Genomic DNA, 22,191 nt, shown 5'->3' with positions numbered 1-22,191 from the left:
GCATGTTGGTAGTTACCAGGAAGGACGGCGAAGCTCTGGTGATCACCCCGGAAGGTGGACCAGAAATCAAGGTGGTGATGATCCACAACAGCGGCAACACAGCCCGCATGGGAATCATTGCGCCGAAGTCGGTGACCATCGACCGGGAGGAAGTCCACCTGAAGAAGCGGGAGGGTAAGCGCCGTGGCTGATGCATGGGCATGGATACATGAAGGGCGGGTGGCCGGTGCGTTTATCGGTAAAACCCCGGCTGACTTCTGCGCTGATCGGGCAGGTGGGTGCGTTATCCCGCTGCGGGCTGAAACCGCCAAGGTCCGGTACGCAGACGAGCTTTACCAGGTGCTCAAAGACCTGACCGGGCTGGCCATGATGGCGGCGGCACCCCTGAACACTTACCAGGCAGCCGTTCGGAATTCCAACGAGCTGCTGCAACAGATCGAACGTGAATCCACGGAGGACTCAAGCCATGGCTGACGTTCTGGACGTACTCGGCGCGCTCAAAGAAGCCGAGCGCTCAACTAAGGCACTGATGGAAGCCTTCCCGGATTGGTCGGACAGAGCTTTTGCATCGGGCTTTCTGGGCAACATGCGGAGTGCTGGGCTGATTCACAAACGCTCAAATGGTTACTGGGCGTTGACCCAAAAGGGCCGCGAGCGGCTGGAAGGTGCCAGTGACCTGGGCAAGAAAGATGCGGCACCTGATCCCGCTGCCACTGAAGATCCAGCCGACGAAAAGGTAACCGTTGTGTCGGACTGGGAGCAGGGCATTCGTGACACGTCACGGAAAGCAGAAAGTGTCGCAACTCCTGCCCAACTCAATTCCTGGGAAATGGCCCGCCGGCTTCAGCATGAGATCCCGAATGGCAGCAGCCTGGTGATTGAGGCAGACGAGGTGTTCCTTGCATGGCGCGGGGCTCGGTTTGCCATCCAGAAGCCGGAAGACCTGCAGGCCTTCAAAGCCATTCAGGAAGCATACGTGGGCGAGGTGGCGTGATGAACGGCTATACCCCCCCCCCAGATCAAAGTTTTACAGCACATGCAGGAGACCGGGCAGAGCATCAATGTTGATGCCAGCGGTAAGGCCTACATGGTCGATGGCACCCAGGTGAACCAATTAACGCTTCGGGCCCTGGTTAAGAAAGGCGTCCTTGTCCCGTGCGGCAAAGATCTGTTCGGGGAAGGAGTGACTGCATACAGCATTTCGAGAGAGGCATTAGCGGCATGAAGTCGCCAGAAGAAATCATCGAACTGATTGAGAGGGCAGGGCTGGCCTACATCCATTCCAGTGGGTGCGCCGTGCTGACAGATGGCACCTGGTTGCAGCCAGAGGAATGGGATGTGTGGTTGGAGCACCTGAAAGAACCGGAGACAGAATCATGAGCAAAGGCCCCCAATACGTAATCGGAAGTTCCGCCAGCGATTGCGAGACATCATTGATGCTCAGCGCTACCACCAGCCCGGTGAGCACTCTGGCAACCGTGGCTGAGACCCTGCACTACATGAACGCCAACGGTATTCAAAAGATTAGCCACCGGAAGGCCCTGATGAAGGCGGGCCGAAAGGCGCTGAACGTGTTGGGGGATGCGTGATGGCCATGACCCCAGCCGAACGAAAACGCCGTCAGCGGGAGCGGGAAAAGGAGCTGGACATGCAGACCTACCGCATGGAGCTCACCAGCTCAGAGCGACACAGCATTGCCAAGGCCGCCAGCAGGCAGGGGTATGACGATCAGACAGAGTATTTGCTTGACCTGGTATACGCAGATCTGAAGAAGCCCGCCAGCCGGGCCTGCAACTACCCGGAGTGCAACTGCCCATTTGATAAGCCGGCAGACGCCGAGTGTTACCGGGGTTATGAGGAGCAGGCTGCATGAGCATGACGCAGAAGCAAAAGGAAAGGGCCGTGAAAAAGGCAGTGAAAAAAATGGATGAGGCGGCCGACTGCATGCTTGACCTGGTGGCAATCGCTCACGAACACGGCGTGAAAGACACTGCTCTGGAGGGCCGCTTTATCTCGGAACTGCGAGAGCGGGCGGGATATTGGGACCGGTGCACATGGTGGAAGAAATGACTGAACCTCAGCTCCAAATGCCCAGGGCCTGCATCAGCTGCGAACACTACAGCCCGGTAGGGCATGACGATGACAAGCATTGTCCGTTTACCAACCGGTGGGGTGAAACCCATGGGCGAACCAGTTACGGCCAGTGCGATCTGCACGGCCAGGAAGTCTTCGCCACGGAAATATGCAATAGCCACGAGCCAGAGCCTTTCGTTCACCTAGTGGACGTGACCAATCGGCCAGAGCCTCGATCTGCAATACAGGAGAGACTGCTGTGACCAGACCAATGTTTATCAGCGAGCGCAGCGACGAGCAGGCCGAAATGTTTGCCAAGTTGCTCCCGAAGGACGTTTACACACTCTTACGCCTGTTTGAGAACTACCGCGGGATTGATCTGCCTCAGGGTTGGCAGGATCTGCTGCAGGTATACCACAGCGTTTTCGAGGATCCCGACAAGCGGCCAAAGACCTCATGGCGTCCCGATCGGCTGCGCAAGGCTCTGGATAAAGCTCAGGAGCTGGGCCTGATTGAACTGCAGCGCAATCATTACTGGATGATTACACCCGAAGGGCTAAAGGCTCGGAAGGCAGAGACTGTGCGGAGGATGAAAGGGTGAACATCGAACTAAAACCAATCGCAGAATCCAAAGTCCGCCAGCTGGGCGGCGATGTTTGCGGGGTGCTGGTGCGTAATGGCCAGAAGCTGGCTGCTGTGGATGAGCATGGGCGGACTACATGGCTTCCAGATGGCACCGATTATGCCGCGATTTCATCCCGTGCCATCAGCGATATTGCGACAGTAACTGAGCTTTTGGGTGTCCCGGAAGAAGAAGCCGGGCGCCCGGTTGTCGAGCTGGTTAAGGAATATCTCGCTGCCCAATCGCGCAACAGTGTTCCAGACGAACAGGGCAAGAACCGTTATGGTCTCGATATGGCGTACTTCCGCAGGCTGTTTAACAGGGAGTTGAACCGGCCACTGGCGGATTTCCGGCCGGACGAGTTGGCCAGGGTGCTTGCCCGGGCAGCCCGAACTGCTGACGCGGCTGTTCTGCAAGAGCCTGAATTCTTCGCCGCAGGCGCTGAGGGTGGCTCGGATGCGGATCAGATCTCGGCAACTCTTGAGCATTCAGAGCCGGAGCCAGTGGGCTTTATCCCGTCCAGTGGGCTGAATAATCTTAACGCCGGTCACCCGGCGAAAATCTACCCGATGGCTGCAACGCCGTCTCCGTTTGAGTCTCATTCGCTTGTCTACACCCAGCCGCACAGCAAGGGAGGTGAGCGGTGAAACTCATGAAAGCAACACAGTTCCGGACTCGGTACTTTGAGAAGGGGAGTGAGCCGGACATGAAGACGCTGAAAAAGTGCATCGACGAAGGCGAGCTTCCCGGTCAGCGTATCGGAACCATCTACTATGTGGATCTGGACAGACTCAAGGTATCGAATAACCCGCTGGTGAATAGGGTGCTGGCAGCATGAGTCCACGGCCTCGCAGACCGAAGAACAGAGCTTTACCACCGAATCTGTATCCGAACAACGGTGGCAAGTCATACCAATACCGTCACCCGGTCACCGGAAAGTTCCACGGTATGGGGTCCAATAAGGCCCAGGCCATCGCGGCTGCCAAGGAACTGAACGCGCACCTGATGCCAGAGAATGACCTGGTGGCGAAGGTGTTGGGCAACGTGACGATCAGCCAGCACATCAAATGGTTTTTTGAAAACATCGCTCCGGAGCGGGAATACAAGCCGAGCACTCTGGAAATGTACCGGGTCCAGGCTCGAAAGCTGGAAGCTGCCATGGGCGATGTGGCGGTCGAGGACGTGAGCGTTCAGGACATCGCCGAGCTACTGGAAAAGTATTCGCCGCGATCCGCGAACCAGATTCGGCAGGTGGCTGTTGGCCTGTTCAGGGTGGCAGTGAGCAGGGGGCTCCGGTCCGATAATCCAGCCGAGGCCACGCTGAAGCGCAGAGAAAAGAAAGCCCGCCGGCGTCTCACCCAGGCGCAGTACGACACCATCCACGCGCTTTGCCCGGCATGGGCTCAGAACGCCATGGATCTTGCTCTTATTACGCTGCAGCGCCGGGGTGATGTGTCGCGGATGAAGTTCGACAATATCCGTGACGAAAAGCTGTACGTGGTGCAGGAGAAAACGGAGAAGTACGACACCGGCTATTTGGCCATCAGCATTGGTCCGAAGCTGAAGAAGGTTATCCGGCGGTGCCGTGACGATCTGGCCAGTCCGTACCTGGTGCATCGCAGGCCTGAGCGTAAAGTGAAAGATCGGGAGGGCATGGATCACTGGACACAGGTTCGCCCTCAGATGATTACCAGGGCATTCGCTGAAGCTCGGGACGAATCCGGCTTGTTCGACGGCGTACCGGAAAGTGAGCTGCCAACGTTCCACGAGATCCGGGCGCTGGGCATCAAGAACTATCGGGACAAGGGAGTAGACCCGCAACAACTGGCTGGCCATGCCAGTGCAAAAATGACCAGCAACTATGACTCAGGACACGATGAAATTCGGTGGGTAGAGGTTGCTGCAGAGTAGGGGGTTTTGGTTTTCTATTGGTTGTATTTTGGTTGGCCCAAAACGAAAAAAGGCAGACGCCTTTTAAGTGTCTGCCTTTTCGGGGAATTCTGGTCGGGACGGTAGGATTTGAACCTACGACCCCTTGCACCCCATGCAAGTGCGCTACCAAGCTGCGCTACGCCCCGTAAACTGCAAGCTGCCGAGAAACAAGGTTTATCTCAGTGGCTTAGCGGGAGCGAAGTCTACACCAGCCCAGTCTAAAAATAAACACCGGGCTGGCGAATTTCTCTCGAAATCAACGTAACTTGGTCTCCCGCAGTGCCAGGATGAATTCCGGCGGTTCGAAGGTATCCGGTTGAGCGCTTTCCCAGTACTTGTCGAAGACCCTCAGGCCAGTTTTGCCCTCAAGCAGTGCTCCCGGTTCGAGGAACGGAAACAGGTCCAGATAGCTATGCACTTCGGTTTTGGAGACGCGACGGACGATGTGCTCCGGGCCAAGCTCAGAGGGATGCCGGAGCCCCGAGGCCTCAAGCAGATTCTGGAGGGCATCCAGGGTGTTCTTATGGAAGTTGAATACCCGCTCGCTTTTCAAGGGGACGTCCAGTTTATTGCCACGACGCGGATCCTGTGTTGCGACCCCGCTGGGACAGCGGCCGGTATGACAATTCAATGCCTGGATGCAGCCCAGGGAAAACATGTAGCCCCTGGCGGAATTACACCAGTCCGCTCCCAGAGCAAGGGTGCGGGCAATATTGAACGCGGACGTAATCTTGCCTGCGGCGCCAATGGCGATGTCTTCGCGCAGGTGAGTGCCCACCAGTGTGTTATGAACCAGAAGCAGAGCCTCTGTCATCGGCATGCCAAGGCGATTGATGAACTCCAGTGGCGCCGCACCGGTGCCGCCTTCGCCGCCATCAACCACGATGAAATCGGGCTTTTTGCCTGTCTTCAGCATGGCCTTAACGATGGCGAACCATTCCCAGGGGTGGCCAATGGCGAGCTTGAAGCCGACCGGTTTGCCGCCGGAGAGGCTTCGCAGCTGTTCGAGGAATTCCAGCAGTTCAATGGGGGTGGAAAAGGCGGAATGGCTGGCGGGGGAGATGCAATCTTCGCCAACCTGAACGCCTCGGGCTTCGGCAATTTCGGGGGTCACTTTTGCTCCAGGCAAAATGCCACCGTGGCCTGGTTTTGCCCCTTGAGATAGTTTGACCTCTATCATTTTGACCTGGTCCAGAGTGGCATTCCTTTCGAACATCTCGGCATTGAAGGAGCCGTCGGGATGCCGGCAACCGAAATAGCCGGAACCGATTTCCCAGACCAGATCTCCACCGGGTTCCCGATGGTAGCGGGAGATCGATCCTTCCCCCGTATCGTGGTAGAAGCCGCCCTTCTTTGCACCGGTGTTCAGGCTGAGAATGGCGTTGGCGGAGAGTGAGCCAAAGCTCATGGCGGAGATATTGAAAACGCTGGCACTGTAAGGTTTCTCGCAGTTTTTGCCGATCAGAATCCTGAAGTTACTGCTGTCGAGTCGGGTTGGGGTGAGCGAGTGGTTCATCCATTCAAAGCCCTCCTCGTACATGCCTAACTGTGAGCCGAATGGTCGCTTGTCGAGCACGTTCTTCGCCCGCTGGTAGATAATAGTGCGCTGTTCCCGCGAGAAGGGCCGCTCCTCCGTATCGGACTGGATAAAGTACTGCCTGATCTCCGGGCCGATGGACTCAAACAGATACCGGAAGTTGGCCATGATGGGATAGTTTCGGCTAACAGTATGCTTTCGCTGCAGTAAATCCCAGGTGCCGAGGGCTGTGAGCGCACCAAAAATCACCGGAAACAGATAGCCTGCTCCAAGCCAAAGCGTTACCGGTAACGACACCAGCAGCCCGGCGATGCTGAGGACATAAGCAGAATAGCGCAAAGGGAAGGTGGTGGTTTTTTCCATGAATACCTCTGATTGCTGTCGGGCGGGTGCCGGAGAAACCTTGCAGTATAACTACGTCACCTGTCCGGGTAGTAGACCTGTTTCAGGGAACAATCTTTGCCTCTGCAAAATCTGGGCTATGCTGATGTAGATAAAAAAGGCATTTTTCTTGCTTTTGATGTTTTGAGTTCAAAGTAATAAAATGACCGGCTTGTAACGTATGAATGATTGTTCATTGCGTTATCCATTCACTCAGCATATTCAGTGATCACACCAGACCAGGAGGCGCCAACGTGGGCGAGGTAGTGAAAGACGAATATCAGACGGATTACGTCGCAGGCCAGGATAATATCAATCCGTTCGGCCTGGATCTTCATAACTGGGTTTTCCCGGTAGCGGCCATCATTGTGGTTCTGTTCGTTATCGGAACCCTGATGTTTCCGGCAGCGGCGAAGGAGACTCTTGATGGGGCCAAGTGGGACATTATTGCCAGTTTTGACTGGTTCTTCCTGCTCAGCGCCAACATTTTCGTGGTTGTCAGCCTTGCGCTGATCTTCATGCCGGTGGGCAAGATCCGGCTGGGCGGACAGGATGCAACGCCCGAATTCTCAACCATGTCCTGGTTTGCCATGCTGTTCGCAGCCGGAATGGGGATCGGCCTGATGTTCTGGGCCGTGGCCGAGCCGGTGGCCTACTATACAGGCTGGTACGAAACCCCCTTCAACGTGGCTGCCAACTCTCCCGAAGCGCGTGATCTGGCGATGGGAGCAACCCTTTATCACTGGGGGCTGCACCCCTGGGCAATCTACGCCATCGTGGCCCTGTCTCTGGCGTTCTTTGCGTTCAACAAGAACATGCCACTGACCATCCGTTCCGCGTTTTTCCCACTGCTGAAAGACAAGGTGTGGGGCTGGCCGGGACACATCATTGATGTCCTCGCGGTTGTGGCCACCATCTTTGGTCTGGCCACGTCACTTGGCTTTGGTGCCCAGCAGGCTGCCTCCGGCCTGGATTACCTGTTTCAGGTAGGTTCTGGCACCAATGTGCAGATGGCTATCATTGTTGGCGTTACGGCCTTGGCGCTCATTTCCGTGCTGCGTGGCCTGGACGGCGGCGTGAAGGTGCTCAGTAACATCAACATGGCGACTGCGGGCATCGTGTTGTTCTTCGTGATCTTCGCCGGTCCAACCATGACCATTCTGGAGACCATCTGGGTAACCTCTTCCACCTACGTGGCCAACATTGTGCCGCTGAGTAATCCGTTTGGTCGTGAAGACGAGGCGTGGTTCCAGGGCTGGACTGTATTCTACTGGGCCTGGTGGATTTCCTGGTCACCGTTCGTAGGTATGTTTATCGCGCGGGTTTCAAAAGGCCGGACAGTACGTGAGTTTGTCACTGCGGTTCTGATTATCCCGACCTTGATCACCACCGTATGGATGAGTGGTTTCGGTGGCACGGCACTGGAACAGATCCAGCAAGGCGTTGGTGTGCTCGCAGACAAAGGGCTGACCGAGGTTTCTCTGGCGACCTTCCAGATGTTTGAGCAGCTGCCCTGGACCGGCATTGTCTCGTTCGTCGGTATTATCCTGGTGCTGGTGTTCTTCGTAACCTCGTCGGATTCCGGCTCGCTGGTGATCGACAGCATCACTGCTGGCGGCAAAACCGATGCCCCGACGGCTCAGCGTGTATTCTGGGTGGTCATGGAAGGTGCCATTGCGGCGGCGTTGATCTTCGGCGGTGGCGAAGACGCTCTGGGCGCGATCCAGGCCGTGGCCATCAGTGCCGGGTTGCCCTTCACGGCAATACTTCTACTGATGACCTGGGGCTTGTTGAAAGGCCTGACCCATGAGAGGAAGTTGCTCCTGCAAAGGGGTGAGCTGGCCTCCTGATCAGCGGGTCTGAACAAAAAACCGGAGCTACATCAGCTCCGGTTTTTTTATGCCCAAACACTGATTGTCAGCGCCGGGCAAAGCTTTCCATGGCAAACAGCGCTCGCTCTCTGGGGCTGAAATGCGGGCGCTTGAGGCTCTCGATCGCGTTGAGCCTGGGTAACAGGCCGCAGCCGTTGGCCATCTGAATGGCCAGTCCGGGCCGGGCGTTCAGTTCGAGCAGAAGAGGGCCTTCGTTGGCGTCCACCACCAGGTCTACGCCCATATATCCCAGGCCGGTGGCCTCATAGCATCGGGCTGCCATTTCCAGCATGTTTTCCCAGTCTTCAATCTGGATATTCTCCAGAGCCAGTCCGGTGTCCGGGTGCAGGGTAATCGGCCGATTGAACTGAACTGCGTTCAGGCTCTGGCCAGAGCCGATATCCAGCCCGACGCCAACAGCCCCCTGGTGCAGGTTGGCTTTACCGTCGGACGCGGTGGTTGCCAGCCGGAGCATAGCCATGACGGGATATCCCTGAAACACCACGATCCGGATGTCGGGTACGCCCTGGAAGGAGTACTTGGCGAGTGCCGGGGAGGACTGAACCAGATTTTCAACAATGGCAACATCCGGGGTACCGGCAAGGGAATACAGGCCAGCCAGAATGTTGGTGAGGTGACGCTCCAGCATGGCGACGGAAATGCGGGCGCTGGAGGCCTTGATAAAGTCGTCGCCGTCTCGCCCGGTAATCACGGTAATGCCCTTGCCGCCAGAGCCTTTTGCTGGCTTGATGGCGAAACCGGCCAGATCCTCTGCCATTTCCCGAAAATGGGAGATTTCGTGTTGCTGGCGAACCACCTGCAGCAGCTTGGGGGTTTTTACGCCGTATTCGCTGACCGCCAGCTTGGTTTTCAGCTTGTTGTCCACCAGCGGGTAGGAGGTGCGATCATTGTACCGGGCAATGTAATCTACATTGCGCCGGTTCATGTTCAGCATCCCGAGATTTTTCAGCCTGCGTGGAGAGATCCAGTCCATATCAGTCGTAGGCCTTCATCGGGGTAAACCGCTTGAGCTCGCTGAGCTTGTAGCCGGTGTACTGACCCATCAGCAGGATCAGCCCGAGAATAACCAGATGTAACTCCGGGAAGTTGAAGGTGAGGTGGCCAGCCAGCGGTGTACTCATGGCCAGGTAGGCGCAGATGGCCACAAACAGACTGCCTGACCCCTGCACAAGCACTTCGCGGGCGCCTTCCTCTTCCCAGAGAATGGACATACGTTCGATGGTCCAGGCGATGATCACCATGGGGAAGAAGGTGACGGTCATGCCGGTGTTAAAGCCCATCTGGTAGCCAATGATGCTGAGCCCTGCGGTGATGAAGATCACCAGAATGATCAACGCCGATATGCGTGATACCAGCAGCAGGTTCAGGCTGGAAAGATAGCCGCGCAACAGCAGGCCAATGGCTACAACGGACAGAAATGCGATCAGCCCTGGCACCAGAGTGGTCTGTACAAAGGCCACGGCAATCAGGACCGGCATGAAGGTGCCCGATGTCCGGATGCCAATGACAATCCGCATGAAGGCAACAATCAGGGCGCCGATGGGGAGCAACAGCAGCATTCGGAACATGCTCTGTTCTTCAATGGGTAGCTGGTAGAAACCGAGCACACTAAGCCCATTGGCATTGGACTCAAGCGTTGCCAGTTGCAGCGCCGGTACAGTCTGCCGCAGCATGGAAAAACTTACCTGGGAGTCGTCGCCACCCACCACGTCGAGGAGGGAATCAGCCCCCTGTCGCCAGAGCAACAGGTTTTCCGGTACACCTTGTTCTGCGGTGCGCGGGTCGAAGGTAAGCCAGCGCTTGCCGTTGTATATCTGCAGAAATGGCACCAGCTGCTGGCGACGGCGGGCATCCTCAAGCTTCAGGGCATCTGCGGTGCGCGCAGCGATGCCAGCGTGGTTCAGCATCTTTACCAACAGTTGCAGATAGTTGTCGTCGGATACCAGTAGTGTTGTGTTCTGGGTGCGGTTGTCTGGCTGCATCAGGCGGATCAGCTCGCGGGTCATGCTCTCCGGGGAACTGGATCGCTCGGAAGCCTGGGTCAGGAGCTCTCTTACGGCGGTGGCCTGGGGCTCCTCCCAGAAAACCGTCAATGCCCGGGGTTTACGCACTGGCGGAGTGTGGATCACGTCTTCATCGGGCACAAACTGTGCTTTGAAATAGAGAGTCTGAGGACCGGCGACGTCTCGTTTTGTCCACTGGGCTCTGCGCCCGCTGTTGCTATCCAGAATTGAGAAGCCGTAGCCGGGCGAGGCGGCCTGCTCCGTCAGGATACGGAAGCCGGGCGGTTGCTCCGGGATGTGCAGGCTCACTTCAGCCGGGCTGTTCTGGCCCTCAAAATCGACTCGCGCCTCAATCATCCAGACCGGACGTTGTTCACCGGTCATCCACGGAATACCCAGTTCCAGATGGCGCCAGGTGGCGATCGCTATCCCTGCCGCAATCAACAGGAAGACAAACACGTAAAACGGGACCCGGGAGCGTACCGTCATTCTTCCTCTCCGTTTGCCGCTTGTTCAAGGTAGGATTCGGGCAGCTCTGTTGCGAATTCCTTGCCGACATCGATCAACATGACGTCTCGCAATACGTTGCGGCCAATCAGGACTTCGTAAGTCAGATTTGTCCGGTCGGCCAACGTAAACTCAGCTACCTGCTGGTGGTCGCCGATGGCAAACTGAAGCTCCACCACGACCCGTCGCTCTGACTCATCGGCACTGGACTGGATAATCTTCACGCGCCTGGAGATTTCTTTCTCCATGGCTACCCACTCGGCATCCTCAGTACCGGGAACGGGCACTTCAAAGCGTACCCAGTTGCTGCCATCCCGTTCAAAACGCTGGACGTTACGGGCGTGTATGGAAGAGGTTTCCGCGCCACTGTCGATTCGGGCGGTATAGACATGGTCGGGGCCAGCCAGGAAAAACTTTTCGACCTCACCGACAACGACTTTGCCTTTGAGGCGATCCGCCCGGCCTTTATCTTCGCGGGAAGCGGGGCAGGTAGGTGCTGCCTTTGGTGGTGGGCACGATGGCTTTTCAACCTGAGTGGCAATGGCCTGAAGAATGGTCTGGGTAGAATCCTGATTCTGCTGCAGGAGCTTTTCGTGCCTTACACCGGCATTCTGCTCCATGGTAACAAGGGTCGCACGCTGGCTTTGGACCGAGGCTCGCACCTCTTCAATATTCTCTTTCGGTACCATGAAATAACGATCGGAAGCGCAACCAGAAAGTGCGACTGCCAGCCCTGTTAAGGCAACTGCGAACAATGAGCGGGTTTGCGAAACACTGGACCCCATGAATATCCCCTGAACCGGCCGTGAGAATTATTGGCAATGGATGCCTCAGCCATTGGATGTGTTGTCAATCAGGCGGGAGAGTATACTACAACGTACCTGTGTGGTGACTTTACAGATGGTTAAGGCGCATCTTTACCGGCCCAGGAAAGGCCCCTGGCCCAGCGGCGTCTCGGATCTCAGGTACTCCTGGATGACCGGGGAACAATTCAGGTAGAACAGTAGCAGCTCCCGCTGAATATCCTGGTCCTGAATGCGCGCAGCAAAGGAAATGACTTCTTTGAGCGCACGGTCGCTGGAGGTGGTGTCTGTCGGCACCGTGAAGCTCTTTCCATAACGGCTTTTCAGCAACTGGGTCAGTCGCTCAAGGTGAAACTCGCCCGTATGGGTGATGTGAGGCAAAACCCGCACATGCTTTTCCGCCGAGCGCTGATTTTCCGAAGACAATGTCTCTTCGTCTTCCACACAGGTAGCCTGCAGGAAATCGGACCCGAATTTTCTCCACAATTCCTTGAACATGCTCCGACCTGCCAGTCAGCTTTCCGTTTACGGCTTTAGCACTCCGGTTGGGTGCTTTTTAACCGTTGTAGAGCAATTTACGCTCTGCGTCCATAGGTGGATTGACGCAATGTTGATAAATGCCAAACAGTCGAGGCCGGCCTGGTGGCACCGTTCCGCCAACAAGAAAAAAGGGTGAGCATTGCGGTAGACTGTCAGGCTTTGATCCCGGGGCCATGCCCTGAACTGACCAACGAAGACCAAGGAGAACATGCTGGTGCTAGATGCGCTTACCCTCACCATGGCTGAACGTCCGGAATGGCTGGCAGGCTGGTTCCTTGCTCTGGTGGCGAGTGCCGCCTTGTGTCTGGCGGGCATGATCTGGCTGCTGTGGCGTCGGCGTCAGGATAAAGCCACCGAGTCTGCCTTGCGCGAGGAACTGGACGCCCGGGACAGGCAACTGAGAGATAGCGAGCAGGTGCAGGCCTTGCATGAACAGGAAGTTGAACACCTGCGGACGGCACTCGAGGAGCAGAAAGCCCGCTCCGGGCAGCTGGAGCAGAGCATCGAACACTGGCGACAACAGTCTGCTGCCCTGGAAAACCGATTGGCGGCTCTGGACTCGGAGTTGACAGCAAAACAGGACCGGCTTGCGCAACTGGCAAGTGAGAGCAATCAATACCAGCAGCGGGCTGAAACGCTCTCAGAAGAGCTAGGCCAGTTGAAGGTCGAGTTACGCGAGCAGCAGGTCACTCTGGATAAAGAGCGCCGTAGTGCCTCGGAAAAACTGGAGTTGCTGGAAAAGAATCGAGATGCACTGAAACAGGAATTCGAGAACCTGGCGAACCGGATTTTCGATCAGAAAAGTGAGCGCTTCAGCCAGCAATCCAAAACCAGCCTGGACTCCTTGCTTAACCCCTTCCGCGACCAGTTGCAGGATTTCCGCAAACGGGTTGAGGATGTCTACACCACGGAAACCCGGGATCGTCAGGCGCTTCGCAGCGAAATAAAATCGTTGCAGGAGCTGAACCGGCAAATTACCGAAGAAGCCGCCAATCTGACCCGCGCTCTCAAAGGTGACAAGAAAATTCAGGGCAACTGGGGTGAGTTGATCCTGGAGCGGGTGCTGGAACGGTCGGGCCTGCGCAAAGGGGTCGAGTACGAAACCCAGGGGAGTTACCGGGACGAAGATAATCAGTTGTTGAGGCCCGATGTCATCGTGCATTTGCCGGACCAGCGAAATCTGGTGATTGATTCCAAAGTATCGTTGGTGGCCTATCAGCAGTGGGTGACCGCAGATCAGGAGGAAGAACGCGCTGCGGCGCTGAAGCAGCATGTTGAGGCGGTTCGCAATCACATCCGTGCATTGAGCGAGAAAGATTACAGTCAGCTTAACGGGCTGCATTCTCCCGATTTCGTGCTGCTGTTCATGCCCATTGAGCCGGCATTTGTGGCAGCATTCCAGCAGGACGAGAATCTCTTCGCAGAAGCATTTGAGCGGAAGATTATTGTGGTGACGCCTACCACCCTGCTGGCGACACTGAGAACCATTGAGAATATCTGGCGTTATGAACGCCAGAGCCAGAATGCCCGCCGCATTGCCGATCGCGCCGGCGCGGTCTACGACAAGCTGCGGGTGTTTGTCGAGGCTATGGAAAAGCTGGGAAGCCAGTTACACACGGCCCAGGGCACCTACGATAATGCCATGAATACCCTGACACGGGGCCGTGGTAATCTGATTTCCCAGGCCAATCGGTTTGTGGAGCTGGGGGTCAGGGTTAAAAAAGAGTTGCCCAAGTCGATAGTGGATCACGCCGAGGTCGATTCTGAAGACGCCGATGAGCCGGGAGATACGCCCGCCATCGACAGGGAGCCTACGGACGCCGGGGAAGCCCGTGCAGAGGACCAACAGGAGTAGCGGTATGTTGTCATCCATGAAAAAAAGGCGTTTGCCTGGTCACAGGGTATTTGCGGGCCTGGTGTTGTCTTCTGTTCTTGCCCTGCAGGCGGGGTTCGCCCAGGCATTGGCTCCGGAACACGAGATTCGCCGCTTGATGCTGGCGACTGAAGAAGCCGTTGCAGCAGAGAACTGGAGTGAGGCAGGGGAGTACCTGAACCGCCTTCAGGCCATGGAGGGAGAGAAGCCCGCCGAGTATTACTACTATCGCGGCCGGGCCATGTTGCAGGCCAATCATCTGAATGAGGCACGTTCAGCACTGGAGCAATACATTACCCGGGCCGGGGCAGAGGGCACGCATTACCAGCAAAGCCTGAAGCTGATTACCGACATAGAGAAGGCCAGCCGTGCCAGTGTTCGCGCTCTGGCCGAAGGGCAGGCCAATGCCAACGAGCCCGTGGCCGTGATTGAGCCGGCGAATGAACAGGATGTGAAGACGCTGCGCCAGCTGTATCTGGCAGGCTCGGACAGGGAGGCTCTGGTCATCCATCTGAATACTCTGCTTGAGACCGCTGGCTGGCGGCGTGACAAAACGGTGGTGCGCCTGGACAGGCCAGCAGATCGCCAGTACCAGGTGGCTCTGGACGATGGCAATATCAGTATTCAGGACATCGAGCGCAATCCCGATGGCACCACCGTTCGCAGAACCCTGTCTCTGTCGGTATTCGGTGTTAATCCTCAGTTGCGTTGGGATTGTGAACCGGTGGTCGGAGCCTGCTGGGTTTATGATCCGCGGGACGGCTCCAGGCTTTTCCAGTTGGCGGAGAATCGCGATCAGGCCCGGGACATTGCCCGTACTCTGGGGCGCTTGATCCGGAACCTGCAGCAGGGAAGTTCGTAAGGCCGGGTGTTCAGACCAGATCGCCCCGTTCGCCTTCCCGCCAGGCGCCCGGGGTGACCCCCGTCCACTTCTTGAAGGCCCGATGGAAGGTGGATGGTTCGGTAAAGCCTACCCGTTCGGCAATATCGTTGATGGGCATCTCCGGATGGGCCAGATAGTAGATGGCCATATCCCGCCGCAATAGATCCTTGATCTCCTGAAACGACGTGTTCTCCTGCTTCAGGCGGCGCCTGAGGGTCTGCGGGCTGGTGTGCAGCTCTTGCGCTATCCAGTCGAAATCCGGCATGGGTTTGGAGAAATCACGGCCAATCAGGCCCCGAATGCGACCGGTCCAGGTGTTGCTCTCATCCGGTCGTGACAGCAGATCTGCCGGGGAGGTTTTCAGGAATTGTCGCATTTCCGGCTTGTCCCGAATCACCGGGGCTGAGAGGAAACGTTTGCTGAAGGTCAATGCCGTACTGTCGGACTCGAACGCCAGCGGACAATGAAAAATGTGCCGGTATTCGTCCCCGTGGTCTGGCCTCGGGTAATCGAACTCAGCTTTCTCCAGTTCCACGGGCTGGCCAATAAGCCAGCTGCCGAGCCGGTGCCAGATCACCAGAATGCTCTCGCGCAGAAAATAGTCCGGGTCGTGGATGCTGCCTTCAATTCGCGTGACCAGGCGCGCACGGTCACCGAAGATTTCAAGCTCCATGGACACCATCGGTTCGAACAGCCGAGAGAACCGGAAGGCCTGTTGATATACCTCTTCCAGCGTCTGGCAACCGACCACCAACGCACACATGGTGGCGAACGTTCCGGAGCGGGCACGGCGTGGCCCCATGCCCATAAACTCATCGCCGGTGCGCTGCCAGATTACCTGCATCAGCTTGCTGAACTGATCACTGCTCACCCTTGCCATTTCAATGCGAAGAAGATCTGGCGAGATCCCGGCCTCCTGGAGCAAAGCACGGCTGTCCAGGCCCAGGCGTTCGGCGCCTGACAGGGAAGCTTCAACAAAATGTCGTGAGACTGTCAGTGTTGACATAGAGGCAGCCAGAAGAAAGAACGAACTTCATCATAAGTACCCGGCTCAACATTGCAAGCCTATGATTTGCCAACAGATGGAAGAAACGGTCAATAGGAATGAAGGAACCGGTAGTTGGCCCGGCCTGCAAAACCCGTCAGCATGAGCCAGAGTCATTGCCGCCGATCAAAAACAAGGAGACGCTTTATGGCAGCCCCGCTCGCTAACCTGAAAATTCTGGATTTCAGTACCTTGCTGCCCGGACCCTACGCCACCATGATGCTCGCCGATATGGGCGCGGAAGTGCTCAGAATTGAAGCTCCGGATCGCGTGGATCTGGCTAAGGTAATGCCACCTTTTGATGGTAAATTCAGCACGACTTTTTCCTACCTCGGTCGCGGCAAGCAAACCTTGCAACTGAACCTGAAGCAGCCCGAGAGTGTTGAGAGGGTCAAGCAGCTGGTTCAGGACTACGACATCGTGGTGGAGCAGTTTCGCCCGGGCGTCATGGACCGCCTCGGGATAGGTTATGAGGTACTCAAAGCCATCAATCCCAAGCTGATTTACTGTGCCATTACGGGCTATGGCCAGACCGGTCCTTACAAGGACAGGGCAGGCCACGATATCAACTATCTTGCTATTTCCGGTGTTGCCAGCCACTGCGGTCGTGCCGACAGCGGCCCACCACCCATGGGCATTCAGATTGCCGACGTGGCCGGAGGCTCCCATCACGCCGTGATGGGCATCCTCGCTGCCGTCATCAAACGCCAGGAAACCGGTGAGGGCGCCTTTATCGACATCAGCATGACCGATGCCGCCTTCGCCCTGAATGCCATGGCGGGTGCTGCTGCCCTGGCAGGCGGACAGCCTCAGAAGCCCGAAAGCGGCATGCTCAATGGTGGCACCTTCTACGACTATTACCAGACCAGAGATGGCCGCTGGTTGTCTGTCGGGAGCCTGGAGCCGCAGTTCTCTTCGCGCCTGTGTGACACCCTTGGGTTGGGCGAACTGAAAAGCTATGCCCTGAGCCAGAAGCCCGAACATCAGCAGGAATTGAAAGCCGCTATCAAGCAGAAGATCGCGGAGCGTTCACTGGCTGAGTGGCGGCAGGTGTTTGCCGATGTGGATGCCTGTGTAGAGCCGGTATTGACGATTGAGGAGGCGGCAGAGCATCCGCAGTTGAAGGCCAGGGGGATGGTTGTTGAAAGGGATCGAGGAGATGGAAATCTGCAGAAGCAGATTGGTTCCGTTTTCAGCTAGAGGCACAGACAAAAAAGGGCTCCCGTTGAGGGAGCCCTTTGTCATTCTGCCTGCCTGAGTTTATCAGGGCGCGGTGCAGAATGCGGGCAGTTCCGCCAAAGTAACACCGAAGGTCACCAGGGTCTCGCAGACCATGCCGCCAAATACGGCATCATTATTTGCCGATACCGGGGTTCCGTGATCACCTGCCTGATAAGTCGTCAACAGATCATCGCCGAGTCCAATCGTCAGTGGTTTTGTGCCAGCCAGTGGTGCACTGAAGCTGTTCACCGTGACTGGTACCGGCAGACCTGTTACTTCCGGCCCGAAGGTGCCAGACAGTGCATCAATACCCCACTGTTCCTGGTCAGCTGCATTTGGGATAACGATATCTCCTGCAACTTCTGACAGCAGAATTGGCGTCCCACCCGCTGCAAGGGAGGCGGTAAAATTCACTGGATCCGTTGAGTCGATTGCAGCTTGGAACACGTTGAAGAACGTTTCCAGGTTTGCGTCGCCTTGCTCAAGCCCTGCCGCCTGCTGCAGCCCGAACAGGATGCGCGGTGCGAAAGAAGGTGAGTTCTCAAGCAAGCGAACTACGCCGCCACCTGGGGTCAGCAGGCTGGCAGACTGGATGTTGTTGAACGCAGACGGCAGTGAGGTGCTGCCATCAGATGCCGTGAAAATGGTATCAGCGATCTGATCCTCGTTGGCGGCTGCCAGGAACGGCATACCGGTGATGGTGCCGAGCGAGTGGCCAACAAAGTAGACCGGATCGTTGATGTCGATGGTCAGCGTGCCGTCATCTCCTCCTGCCGCTGAAGGTTTCTGAAGCGTCATGCCTGCACGACCTGCCGCCGGACTGCCGGCCAGGGTGGCGCGAAGGTTCAGCTGGTCAACAACGCTTTGACGGATATTGTCCCTGCCAGCCAGGAAATTCTGGAGGTTGATGAAGAAGCTGCCGGAGCCATCGGTACCGGCGGCGTTGGCTGGATCGAAAACCATTGGCGCTGGTGTTCCTGCGGGGGTGGCGTACAGGCCGTAATGGCGTTCAAACGTATCCGGCGCGAGGCCGGGGATGGTACTGCCAGCATTCGCTACGGTGTTGACGAGCGACTGAGCGGTTGCTGCAGACAAGCCCAGCTCGTTAACGAGACGTGTAGTATCGCCCGCTACAACGACCGGGGCATATACGGGAATTGCCGCTTCCGGAGCTCCGCCGGCTGCCAGCAGGTCACCTGCCAGCTCGAGCTGAGCCTCCTCGGAGAATGGCGTGATGCCATGCAGTGGCTGGTCGATAGCGACTACAACGTAACCCTGAGCCGCCAACGCCGTGCCAAAGGTCAGGGCTGCGCTACGATCCGTGGTGATGCCGTGCTGGTACATGACCACACCGCGTTCGTTGCCGCTGTTCGGGTATAGAACGAGCATCGGGACTTCCTGAGTGCTCTGTTCCAGCGGGAAAGGGAAGATGTAGTTGACCGCTGTCGATACGGAAGCATCGGCCTGCGGCAGGCTCAGGCCAAGCGCCGAGAAGGTGGTATTCAGAGATTCGGCCAGGGGTTGGTCTGCAACCCAGTTCACTGCGTTGCCGCCTGCGATGCCCGCGGGAGTATTGCCCAGATAGTAGGGGAGCGAGATGCTGCCCTGAACGGCCAGCACACCGGAAGCTCCGGGAATGCTTCCAGCAACTGCTGATACCAGGCCAACAGGCTGAATGGTGCCGTTGTCGATGGTGATCGCATCCGTAAAGCCGGCGCCATCGAATACGTTACGGTTAACACCAGGTAACGGTGTTGGGAGCTCCTCCCGGAACTGCGATGCGAGGGAGGTTGCCAGGCAGTCGATGGCTCCTGAGCCCAGATCCCCGGCGCCTGCGATCGGGCAGGGCCCAGTGGGCGCGAATACGGCGTTCAGAGGCGAGGCCGGATTCTCGGGAAGCGATTGTGGGAACTGTGCGACGGCAGCGTCCGCAGCGGCTGCAAGATCCGCGTATGCGGAGGCGCCCCCTTGACGAGCGGCCGTCACCGCACTGGTGCGTACGAACGTAGTGATCTGATCCGCGAACCAGGCCGCCGGCTCAGCAATGTATTGCAGTACTTTCGCATCATTTGACGTTGTGAAGCTGTAGGTCAGAGCTATCTCGCTTTCATTCAGCGAGCCACCCAGCGCCTTGATGTAGTTGGTAGCGATTGGCTCCCAAAGGTTGTTAACGAGAGTTCTGACAGGCAGAAGAGCCCCGTTGGTGAGCCCTTTGCCGGGGTCATCCTCTGTTCCCTCGCCGGTAATGTTCGTATACAGCGGATCCTGAATGATCGAATCGCCATTGATGTCCTTGACCCCTGTCGTGACAAGAACCACGTAGCGCTTCTGCGGGTTCAGGGGTTCGAGCGGCAGGATTCGAATGGCCGAATTGCCGTCGAGAGATTCAACGTCTGCGCGAATCTTCGGCATGTTCTGGGGGCCGCTGATTGCGAGTTCGAGAGTTGGTGGCTCGCCAGCAGACAGCGCCTGTACCGGGTCGCCGCTGGCGTAAGCCAATTCAATGAGGTGAACTGTTTTTCCGGCAATAACGGTTGACGCATCAAGCTGCCCGCTGGTCTGAATTACAGCAGGGGCAATGGTAGAAGCACCGGACAGCTCATTTAGCGCTGTGGTAACCGGCGGAGTAGTGTCATCAACACCAAAGGTTCCGTCTTTCTGCGTGGAGTCAAAAATCAAATCGTTGGGCAGAGGCAACTGGCCCTTCGCAGGGTTAAAGATGGGGTAGGTTTTTCCCAGTGAATCAGCAGAATACTGCGGCTTGGGATTATCATTACCCCCACTGTTAGAGCCACTGAAACAGCCCGTCAACCCAAGGGAAGAAGCCACGGCAAGACTTATTAGAGTTTTCTTGAACATGGGTGGAACCTTTTCCTGTTGTTGTGTCGTTATATCCGGCGTTGACGGAACCGGTCGGCCCCAGGATTCCGCGCACAGCCTTTTCTGATTTGTTGGTTGTCTGAAATTGTAGCCAGCACTTAATAGCCAATTTCTGTAGCTTCGACTATAGCGACAGAGTAGCAAGTGTTGATCAGCCAAAAGTGTGATTCTGCGTCTGGAAACCCTCCTCGCACCCTTGGAGTGGCCCTCAATCAAAAATAGTGGCCGCTCCGCGGTTTGTCGAGTTCCAGTGGCCGGGTAATGCCTGTTTTAACAAATTGTTGCGAATTGGTTTTGCCGTCATAGCTATTTTCGCTGGCGTACATAGCATTTGCGCCTTCTGTCGCATCAACCGCTGTGTCGAATTTCTGGTAAACTCTCGCTTCCTTATATAAGCAGGGGGCTGCTTTGGTGGCTCCGCATACTTCCGATAATCAGCAAGCTGATGAGGCCACTATGACCACCGTGATCCGCCAGGACGACCTGATCGAAAGCGTAGCCGATGCGCTGCAGTTCATTTCCTATTATCACCCGAAGGATTTCATTCAGGCCGTGTACGAGGCCTACCAGAAGGAAGAGTCCCAGGCGGCCAAGGATGCCATGGCCCAGATTCTGATTAACTCCCGCATGTGTGCCCAGGGCCACCGTCCGATCTGTCAGGACACCGGTATCGTCACCGTGTTCGTGAACATCGGTATGGACGTGAAGTTCGAGTGCGACATGGCGCTGGACGATGTGATCAACGAAGGTGTACGCCGCGCCTACACCCATCCGGACAACGTGCTGCGCGCCTCTGTGCTGGCTGATCCTGACGGCAAGCGCCAGAATACCAAGGACAACACCCCGGCCATCATTCACTACAAGATGGTGCCCGGTAACACCGTAGACGTGCACGTGGCGGCCAAGGGCGGTGGCTCTGAAGCCAAGTCCAAGTTTGCCATGCTGAACCCGTCCGACTCGGTTGTGGACTGGGTGTTGAAGATGGTGCCGCAGATGGGTGCCGGCTGGTGTCCGCCTGGCATGCTGGGTATTGGTATTGGTGGTACCGCTGAGAAGGCGATGGAGCTGGCGAAAGAGGCTCTGTTGGATCCGATCGATATTCACGATCTGCAGGCCCGCGGTGCCTCCAATCGTGCCGAGGAATTGCGCCTGGAGCTGTTCGAGAAGGTGAACGAGCTGGGCATCGGCGCTCAGGGGCTGGGTGGCCTGACCACCGTTCTGGATGTAAAAGTCAAGGATTACCCCACCCACGCGGCCAACAAGCCGGTGGCGATCATCCCGAACTGCGCAGCAACCCGCCACGCACACTTTGTGCTGGATGGTACGGGCCCGTCCCTGCAGACCCCGCCGAGCCTGGACGACTGGCCGGAAATCACCTGGGAAGTAGGTGAGAATGTTCGCCGTGTGAATCTGGACACTGTAACTCCGGAAGACGTGAAAGACTGGCAACCGGGTGAAACCGTTCTGCTGTCCGGCAAGATGCTGACCGGCCGTGATGCGGCCCACAAGAAGATGGTGGATATGATCGAGCGCGGTGAAGAGCTGCCGGTGGATCTGAAAGGCCGCTTCATCTATTACGTGGGCCCGGTTGATCCCGTAGGCGAAGAAGTGGTTGGCCCCGCCGGCCCTACGACTGCAACCCGCATGGACAAGTTCACTGACACCATGCTGGAAAAAACCGGCCTGACTGGCATGATCGGCAAAGCCGAGCGTGGTCAGGTTGCCATCGACGCCATCAAGAAGCACGGCGCAGTGTATCTGATGGCGGTGGGTGGTGCTGCATACCTGGTCTCCAAGGCCATCAAGGGCGCCAAGGTGGTGGCCTTCGAAGAGCTGGGTATGGAAGCCATCTATGAGTTTGAGGTGGAAGAAATGCCGGTAACAGTAGCCGTGGATTCCCGTGGCAGTTCCGTGCACCAGACCGGCCCGGTTGAGTGGCACGACAAGATCATTGCCGCCAAGGCGGTTTGATCTGAGTCTTTGTTAGTCCGGTGGCAGC

Annotated in this window: 25 protein-coding genes, 1 tRNA gene and 1 pseudogene; 19 read left to right on the top strand and 8 right to left on the bottom strand. The window is 57.0% G+C overall.

All coding sequences use genetic code 11. The features are described 5' to 3' along the window. The first annotated feature begins 2 nt into the window (after positions 1-2). From C7436_RS05110 to C7436_RS05055, 14 genes and pseudogenes are all read left to right on the top strand, one after another. Positions 3-191, top strand: a complete 189-nt coding sequence (locus C7436_RS05110; RefSeq protein WP_121206894.1) for a carbon storage regulator — start codon at positions 3-5, stop codon at positions 189-191. Then, complete coding sequence (locus C7436_RS05105) at positions 184-474, top strand: hypothetical protein (RefSeq protein WP_147423424.1); 291 nt, start codon at positions 184-186, stop codon at positions 472-474. Before C7436_RS05110 ends, C7436_RS05105 begins: the two co-directional genes overlap by 8 nt. After that, entirely contained in the window at positions 467-994 is a 528-nt protein-coding gene (locus tag C7436_RS05100) for a hypothetical protein (protein ID WP_121206892.1), read from the top strand. The genes C7436_RS05105 and C7436_RS05100 overlap by 8 nt, the downstream gene beginning before the upstream one ends. A gap of 42 nt (positions 995-1,036) precedes the next feature. After that, positions 1,037-1,225: a hypothetical protein gene (locus tag C7436_RS18855; protein ID WP_121206891.1), complete on the top strand. Its 189-nt coding sequence runs from the start codon at positions 1,037-1,039 to the stop codon at positions 1,223-1,225. Next, entirely contained in the window at positions 1,222-1,380 is a 159-nt protein-coding gene (locus C7436_RS18800; protein WP_170155412.1) for a hypothetical protein, read from the top strand. Before C7436_RS18855 ends, C7436_RS18800 begins: the two co-directional genes overlap by 4 nt. Continuing rightward, positions 1,377-1,589, top strand: coding sequence for a hypothetical protein (locus C7436_RS05090; protein ID WP_121206890.1), 213 nt, complete (start codon positions 1,377-1,379; stop codon positions 1,587-1,589). The genes C7436_RS18800 and C7436_RS05090 overlap by 4 nt, the downstream gene beginning before the upstream one ends. Further along, positions 1,589-1,873, top strand: coding sequence for a hypothetical protein (locus C7436_RS05085; protein ID WP_121206889.1), 285 nt, complete (start codon positions 1,589-1,591; stop codon positions 1,871-1,873). The genes C7436_RS05090 and C7436_RS05085 overlap by 1 nt, the downstream gene beginning before the upstream one ends. Next, positions 1,870-2,070 carry a hypothetical protein gene (locus C7436_RS05080; RefSeq protein ID WP_121206888.1) on the top strand — a complete coding sequence of 67 codons (201 nt, stop codon included), beginning with the start codon at positions 1,870-1,872 and terminating at the stop codon, positions 2,068-2,070. Before C7436_RS05085 ends, C7436_RS05080 begins: the two co-directional genes overlap by 4 nt. After that, positions 2,067-2,336, top strand: a complete 270-nt coding sequence (locus C7436_RS05075; RefSeq protein ID WP_121207044.1) for a hypothetical protein — start codon at positions 2,067-2,069, stop codon at positions 2,334-2,336. Before C7436_RS05080 ends, C7436_RS05075 begins: the two co-directional genes overlap by 4 nt. Then, positions 2,333-2,674 (top strand): hypothetical protein, encoded by a 342-nt coding sequence (locus tag C7436_RS05070; protein ID WP_147423423.1) that lies wholly within the window; start codon positions 2,333-2,335, stop codon positions 2,672-2,674. The genes C7436_RS05075 and C7436_RS05070 overlap by 4 nt, the downstream gene beginning before the upstream one ends. Further along, entirely contained in the window at positions 2,671-3,342 is a 672-nt protein-coding gene (locus C7436_RS05065) for a hypothetical protein (RefSeq protein ID WP_121206886.1), read from the top strand. The genes C7436_RS05070 and C7436_RS05065 overlap by 4 nt, the downstream gene beginning before the upstream one ends. Before the next feature lie 5 nt (positions 3,343-3,347). Next, a complete protein-coding gene (locus C7436_RS18850; protein WP_211329850.1) occupies positions 3,348-3,533 on the top strand; it encodes a hypothetical protein in 186 nt (61 codons plus the stop codon). Beyond that, positions 3,530-3,643 (top strand): annotated as a pseudogene (locus C7436_RS19095) (phage integrase Arm DNA-binding domain-containing protein); the annotation flags it as partial. The gene C7436_RS18850 and the pseudogene C7436_RS19095, both read left to right, overlap by 4 nt. Beyond that, on the top strand, positions 3,644-4,606 hold the full coding sequence (locus C7436_RS05055; RefSeq protein WP_265936659.1) for a tyrosine-type recombinase/integrase: 963 nt from the start codon (positions 3,644-3,646) through the stop codon (positions 4,604-4,606). 90 nt (positions 4,607-4,696) lie between these two features. Here C7436_RS05055 and C7436_RS05050 read toward each other — a convergent pair. Continuing rightward, positions 4,697-4,773: transfer RNA gene (locus C7436_RS05050), tRNA-Pro, on the bottom strand. A gap of 110 nt (positions 4,774-4,883) precedes the next feature. After that, positions 4,884-6,527, bottom strand: coding sequence for an FMN-binding glutamate synthase family protein (locus tag C7436_RS05045; RefSeq protein ID WP_121206883.1), 1,644 nt, complete (start codon positions 6,525-6,527; stop codon positions 4,884-4,886). A gap of 272 nt (positions 6,528-6,799) precedes the next feature. Here C7436_RS05045 and C7436_RS05040 point away from each other — a divergent pair, with 272 nt between their 5' ends. Next, positions 6,800-8,395 carry a BCCT family transporter gene (locus C7436_RS05040; RefSeq protein WP_121206882.1) on the top strand — a complete coding sequence of 532 codons (1,596 nt, stop codon included), beginning with the start codon at positions 6,800-6,802 and terminating at the stop codon, positions 8,393-8,395. Between the two features lie 67 nt (positions 8,396-8,462). Here the strand turns inward: C7436_RS05040 and C7436_RS05035 are convergent, their stop codons facing one another. The 4 genes from C7436_RS05035 to C7436_RS05020 all read right to left on the bottom strand — a co-directional run bounded on the left by C7436_RS05035 (position 8,463) and on the right by C7436_RS05020 (position 12,248). After that, positions 8,463-9,410, bottom strand: coding sequence for an alpha-L-glutamate ligase-like protein (locus C7436_RS05035; protein ID WP_121206881.1), 948 nt, complete (start codon positions 9,408-9,410; stop codon positions 8,463-8,465). 1 nt (position 9,411) lies between these two features. Next, positions 9,412-10,929, bottom strand: a complete 1,518-nt coding sequence (locus tag C7436_RS05030) for an inactive transglutaminase family protein (protein ID WP_113878943.1) — start codon at positions 10,927-10,929, stop codon at positions 9,412-9,414. Further along, positions 10,926-11,732, bottom strand: coding sequence for an ATP-dependent zinc protease family protein (locus C7436_RS05025; protein ID WP_022991663.1), 807 nt, complete (start codon positions 11,730-11,732; stop codon positions 10,926-10,928). Before C7436_RS05025 ends, C7436_RS05030 begins: the two co-directional genes overlap by 4 nt. A 132-nt stretch (positions 11,733-11,864) precedes the next feature. Then, positions 11,865-12,248 (bottom strand): hypothetical protein, encoded by a 384-nt coding sequence (locus C7436_RS05020; RefSeq protein ID WP_113878944.1) that lies wholly within the window; start codon positions 12,246-12,248, stop codon positions 11,865-11,867. 250 nt (positions 12,249-12,498) lie between these two features. On the opposite strand from C7436_RS05020, the gene rmuC reads away from it, so the two are divergent. Then, positions 12,499-14,145, top strand: a complete 1,647-nt coding sequence (gene rmuC, locus C7436_RS05015; RefSeq protein ID WP_121206880.1) for a DNA recombination protein RmuC — start codon at positions 12,499-12,501, stop codon at positions 14,143-14,145. Between the two features lie 4 nt (positions 14,146-14,149). After that, positions 14,150-15,025, top strand: a complete 876-nt coding sequence (locus C7436_RS05010; protein ID WP_121206879.1) for a hypothetical protein — start codon at positions 14,150-14,152, stop codon at positions 15,023-15,025. A 10-nt stretch (positions 15,026-15,035) separates the two neighbouring features. Here the strand turns inward: C7436_RS05010 and C7436_RS05005 are convergent, their stop codons facing one another. Further along, complete coding sequence (locus C7436_RS05005; RefSeq protein WP_121206878.1) at positions 15,036-16,052, bottom strand: AraC family transcriptional regulator; 1,017 nt, start codon at positions 16,050-16,052, stop codon at positions 15,036-15,038. Positions 16,053-16,238: 186 nt separating this feature from the next. Between C7436_RS05005 and C7436_RS05000 the strand changes: the two genes are divergently transcribed. Then, positions 16,239-17,291, top strand: a complete 1,053-nt coding sequence (locus C7436_RS05000; RefSeq protein ID WP_121206877.1) for a CaiB/BaiF CoA transferase family protein — start codon at positions 16,239-16,241, stop codon at positions 17,289-17,291. 63 nt (positions 17,292-17,354) lie between these two features. Here the strand turns inward: C7436_RS05000 and C7436_RS04995 are convergent, their stop codons facing one another. Then, positions 17,355-20,171 carry a hypothetical protein gene (locus C7436_RS04995; RefSeq protein WP_121206876.1) on the bottom strand — a complete coding sequence of 939 codons (2,817 nt, stop codon included), beginning with the start codon at positions 20,169-20,171 and terminating at the stop codon, positions 17,355-17,357. A 477-nt stretch (positions 20,172-20,648) separates the two neighbouring features. Here C7436_RS04995 and C7436_RS04990 point away from each other — a divergent pair, with 477 nt between their 5' ends. Further along, on the top strand, positions 20,649-22,163 hold the full coding sequence (locus C7436_RS04990) for a fumarate hydratase (protein WP_121207043.1): 1,515 nt from the start codon (positions 20,649-20,651) through the stop codon (positions 22,161-22,163). Positions 22,164-22,191 lie beyond the last annotated feature (28 nt).

Origin of the sequence: Marinobacter nauticus (assembly GCF_003634635.1) — a bacterium.
In the GTDB taxonomy this organism is placed as follows: domain Bacteria; phylum Pseudomonadota; class Gammaproteobacteria; order Pseudomonadales; family Oleiphilaceae; genus Marinobacter; species Marinobacter nauticus.
The sequence above is the reverse complement of the archived record's forward strand: the minus strand, read 5'-3'. Positions and strand labels throughout refer to the sequence as shown.

Excerpts from the sequence above, each read along its gene's own strand:
- C7436_RS04990 (WP_121207043.1), top strand. The coding sequence starts at position 20,649 with ATGACCACCGTGATCCGCCAGGACGACCTGATCGAAAGCGTAGCCGAT.
- C7436_RS05000 (WP_121206877.1), top strand. The coding sequence starts at position 16,239 with ATGGCAGCCCCGCTCGCTAACCTGAAAATTCTGGATTTCAGTACCTTG.
- C7436_RS05020 (WP_113878944.1), bottom strand. The coding sequence starts at position 12,248 with ATGTTCAAGGAATTGTGGAGAAAATTCGGGTCCGATTTCCTGCAGGCT.
- C7436_RS18850 (WP_211329850.1), top strand. The coding sequence starts at position 3,348 with ATGAAAGCAACACAGTTCCGGACTCGGTACTTTGAGAAGGGGAGTGAG.
- C7436_RS05100 (WP_121206892.1), top strand. The coding sequence starts at position 467 with ATGGCTGACGTTCTGGACGTACTCGGCGCGCTCAAAGAAGCCGAGCGC.
- C7436_RS05045 (WP_121206883.1), bottom strand. The coding sequence starts at position 6,527 with ATGGAAAAAACCACCACCTTCCCTTTGCGCTATTCTGCTTATGTCCTC.
- C7436_RS05055 (WP_265936659.1), top strand. The coding sequence starts at position 3,644 with ATGGGGTCCAATAAGGCCCAGGCCATCGCGGCTGCCAAGGAACTGAAC.
- C7436_RS05080 (WP_121206888.1), top strand. The coding sequence starts at position 1,870 with ATGAGCATGACGCAGAAGCAAAAGGAAAGGGCCGTGAAAAAGGCAGTG.
- C7436_RS05005 (WP_121206878.1), bottom strand. The coding sequence starts at position 16,052 with ATGTCAACACTGACAGTCTCACGACATTTTGTTGAAGCTTCCCTGTCA.
- C7436_RS05030 (WP_113878943.1), bottom strand. The coding sequence starts at position 10,929 with ATGACGGTACGCTCCCGGGTCCCGTTTTACGTGTTTGTCTTCCTGTTG.
- C7436_RS05085 (WP_121206889.1), top strand. The coding sequence starts at position 1,589 with ATGGCCATGACCCCAGCCGAACGAAAACGCCGTCAGCGGGAGCGGGAA.
- C7436_RS05035 (WP_121206881.1), bottom strand. The coding sequence starts at position 9,410 with ATGGACTGGATCTCTCCACGCAGGCTGAAAAATCTCGGGATGCTGAAC.
- C7436_RS05090 (WP_121206890.1), top strand. The coding sequence starts at position 1,377 with ATGAGCAAAGGCCCCCAATACGTAATCGGAAGTTCCGCCAGCGATTGC.
- C7436_RS05025 (WP_022991663.1), bottom strand. The coding sequence starts at position 11,732 with ATGGGGTCCAGTGTTTCGCAAACCCGCTCATTGTTCGCAGTTGCCTTA.
- C7436_RS04995 (WP_121206876.1), bottom strand. The coding sequence starts at position 20,171 with ATGTTCAAGAAAACTCTAATAAGTCTTGCCGTGGCTTCTTCCCTTGGG.
- C7436_RS18855 (WP_121206891.1), top strand. The coding sequence starts at position 1,037 with ATGCAGGAGACCGGGCAGAGCATCAATGTTGATGCCAGCGGTAAGGCC.
- C7436_RS05110 (WP_121206894.1), top strand. The coding sequence starts at position 3 with ATGTTGGTAGTTACCAGGAAGGACGGCGAAGCTCTGGTGATCACCCCG.
- C7436_RS18800 (WP_170155412.1), top strand. The coding sequence starts at position 1,222 with ATGAAGTCGCCAGAAGAAATCATCGAACTGATTGAGAGGGCAGGGCTG.
- C7436_RS05075 (WP_121207044.1), top strand. The coding sequence starts at position 2,067 with ATGACTGAACCTCAGCTCCAAATGCCCAGGGCCTGCATCAGCTGCGAA.
- C7436_RS05010 (WP_121206879.1), top strand. The coding sequence starts at position 14,150 with ATGTTGTCATCCATGAAAAAAAGGCGTTTGCCTGGTCACAGGGTATTT.
- rmuC (WP_121206880.1), top strand. The coding sequence starts at position 12,499 with ATGCTGGTGCTAGATGCGCTTACCCTCACCATGGCTGAACGTCCGGAA.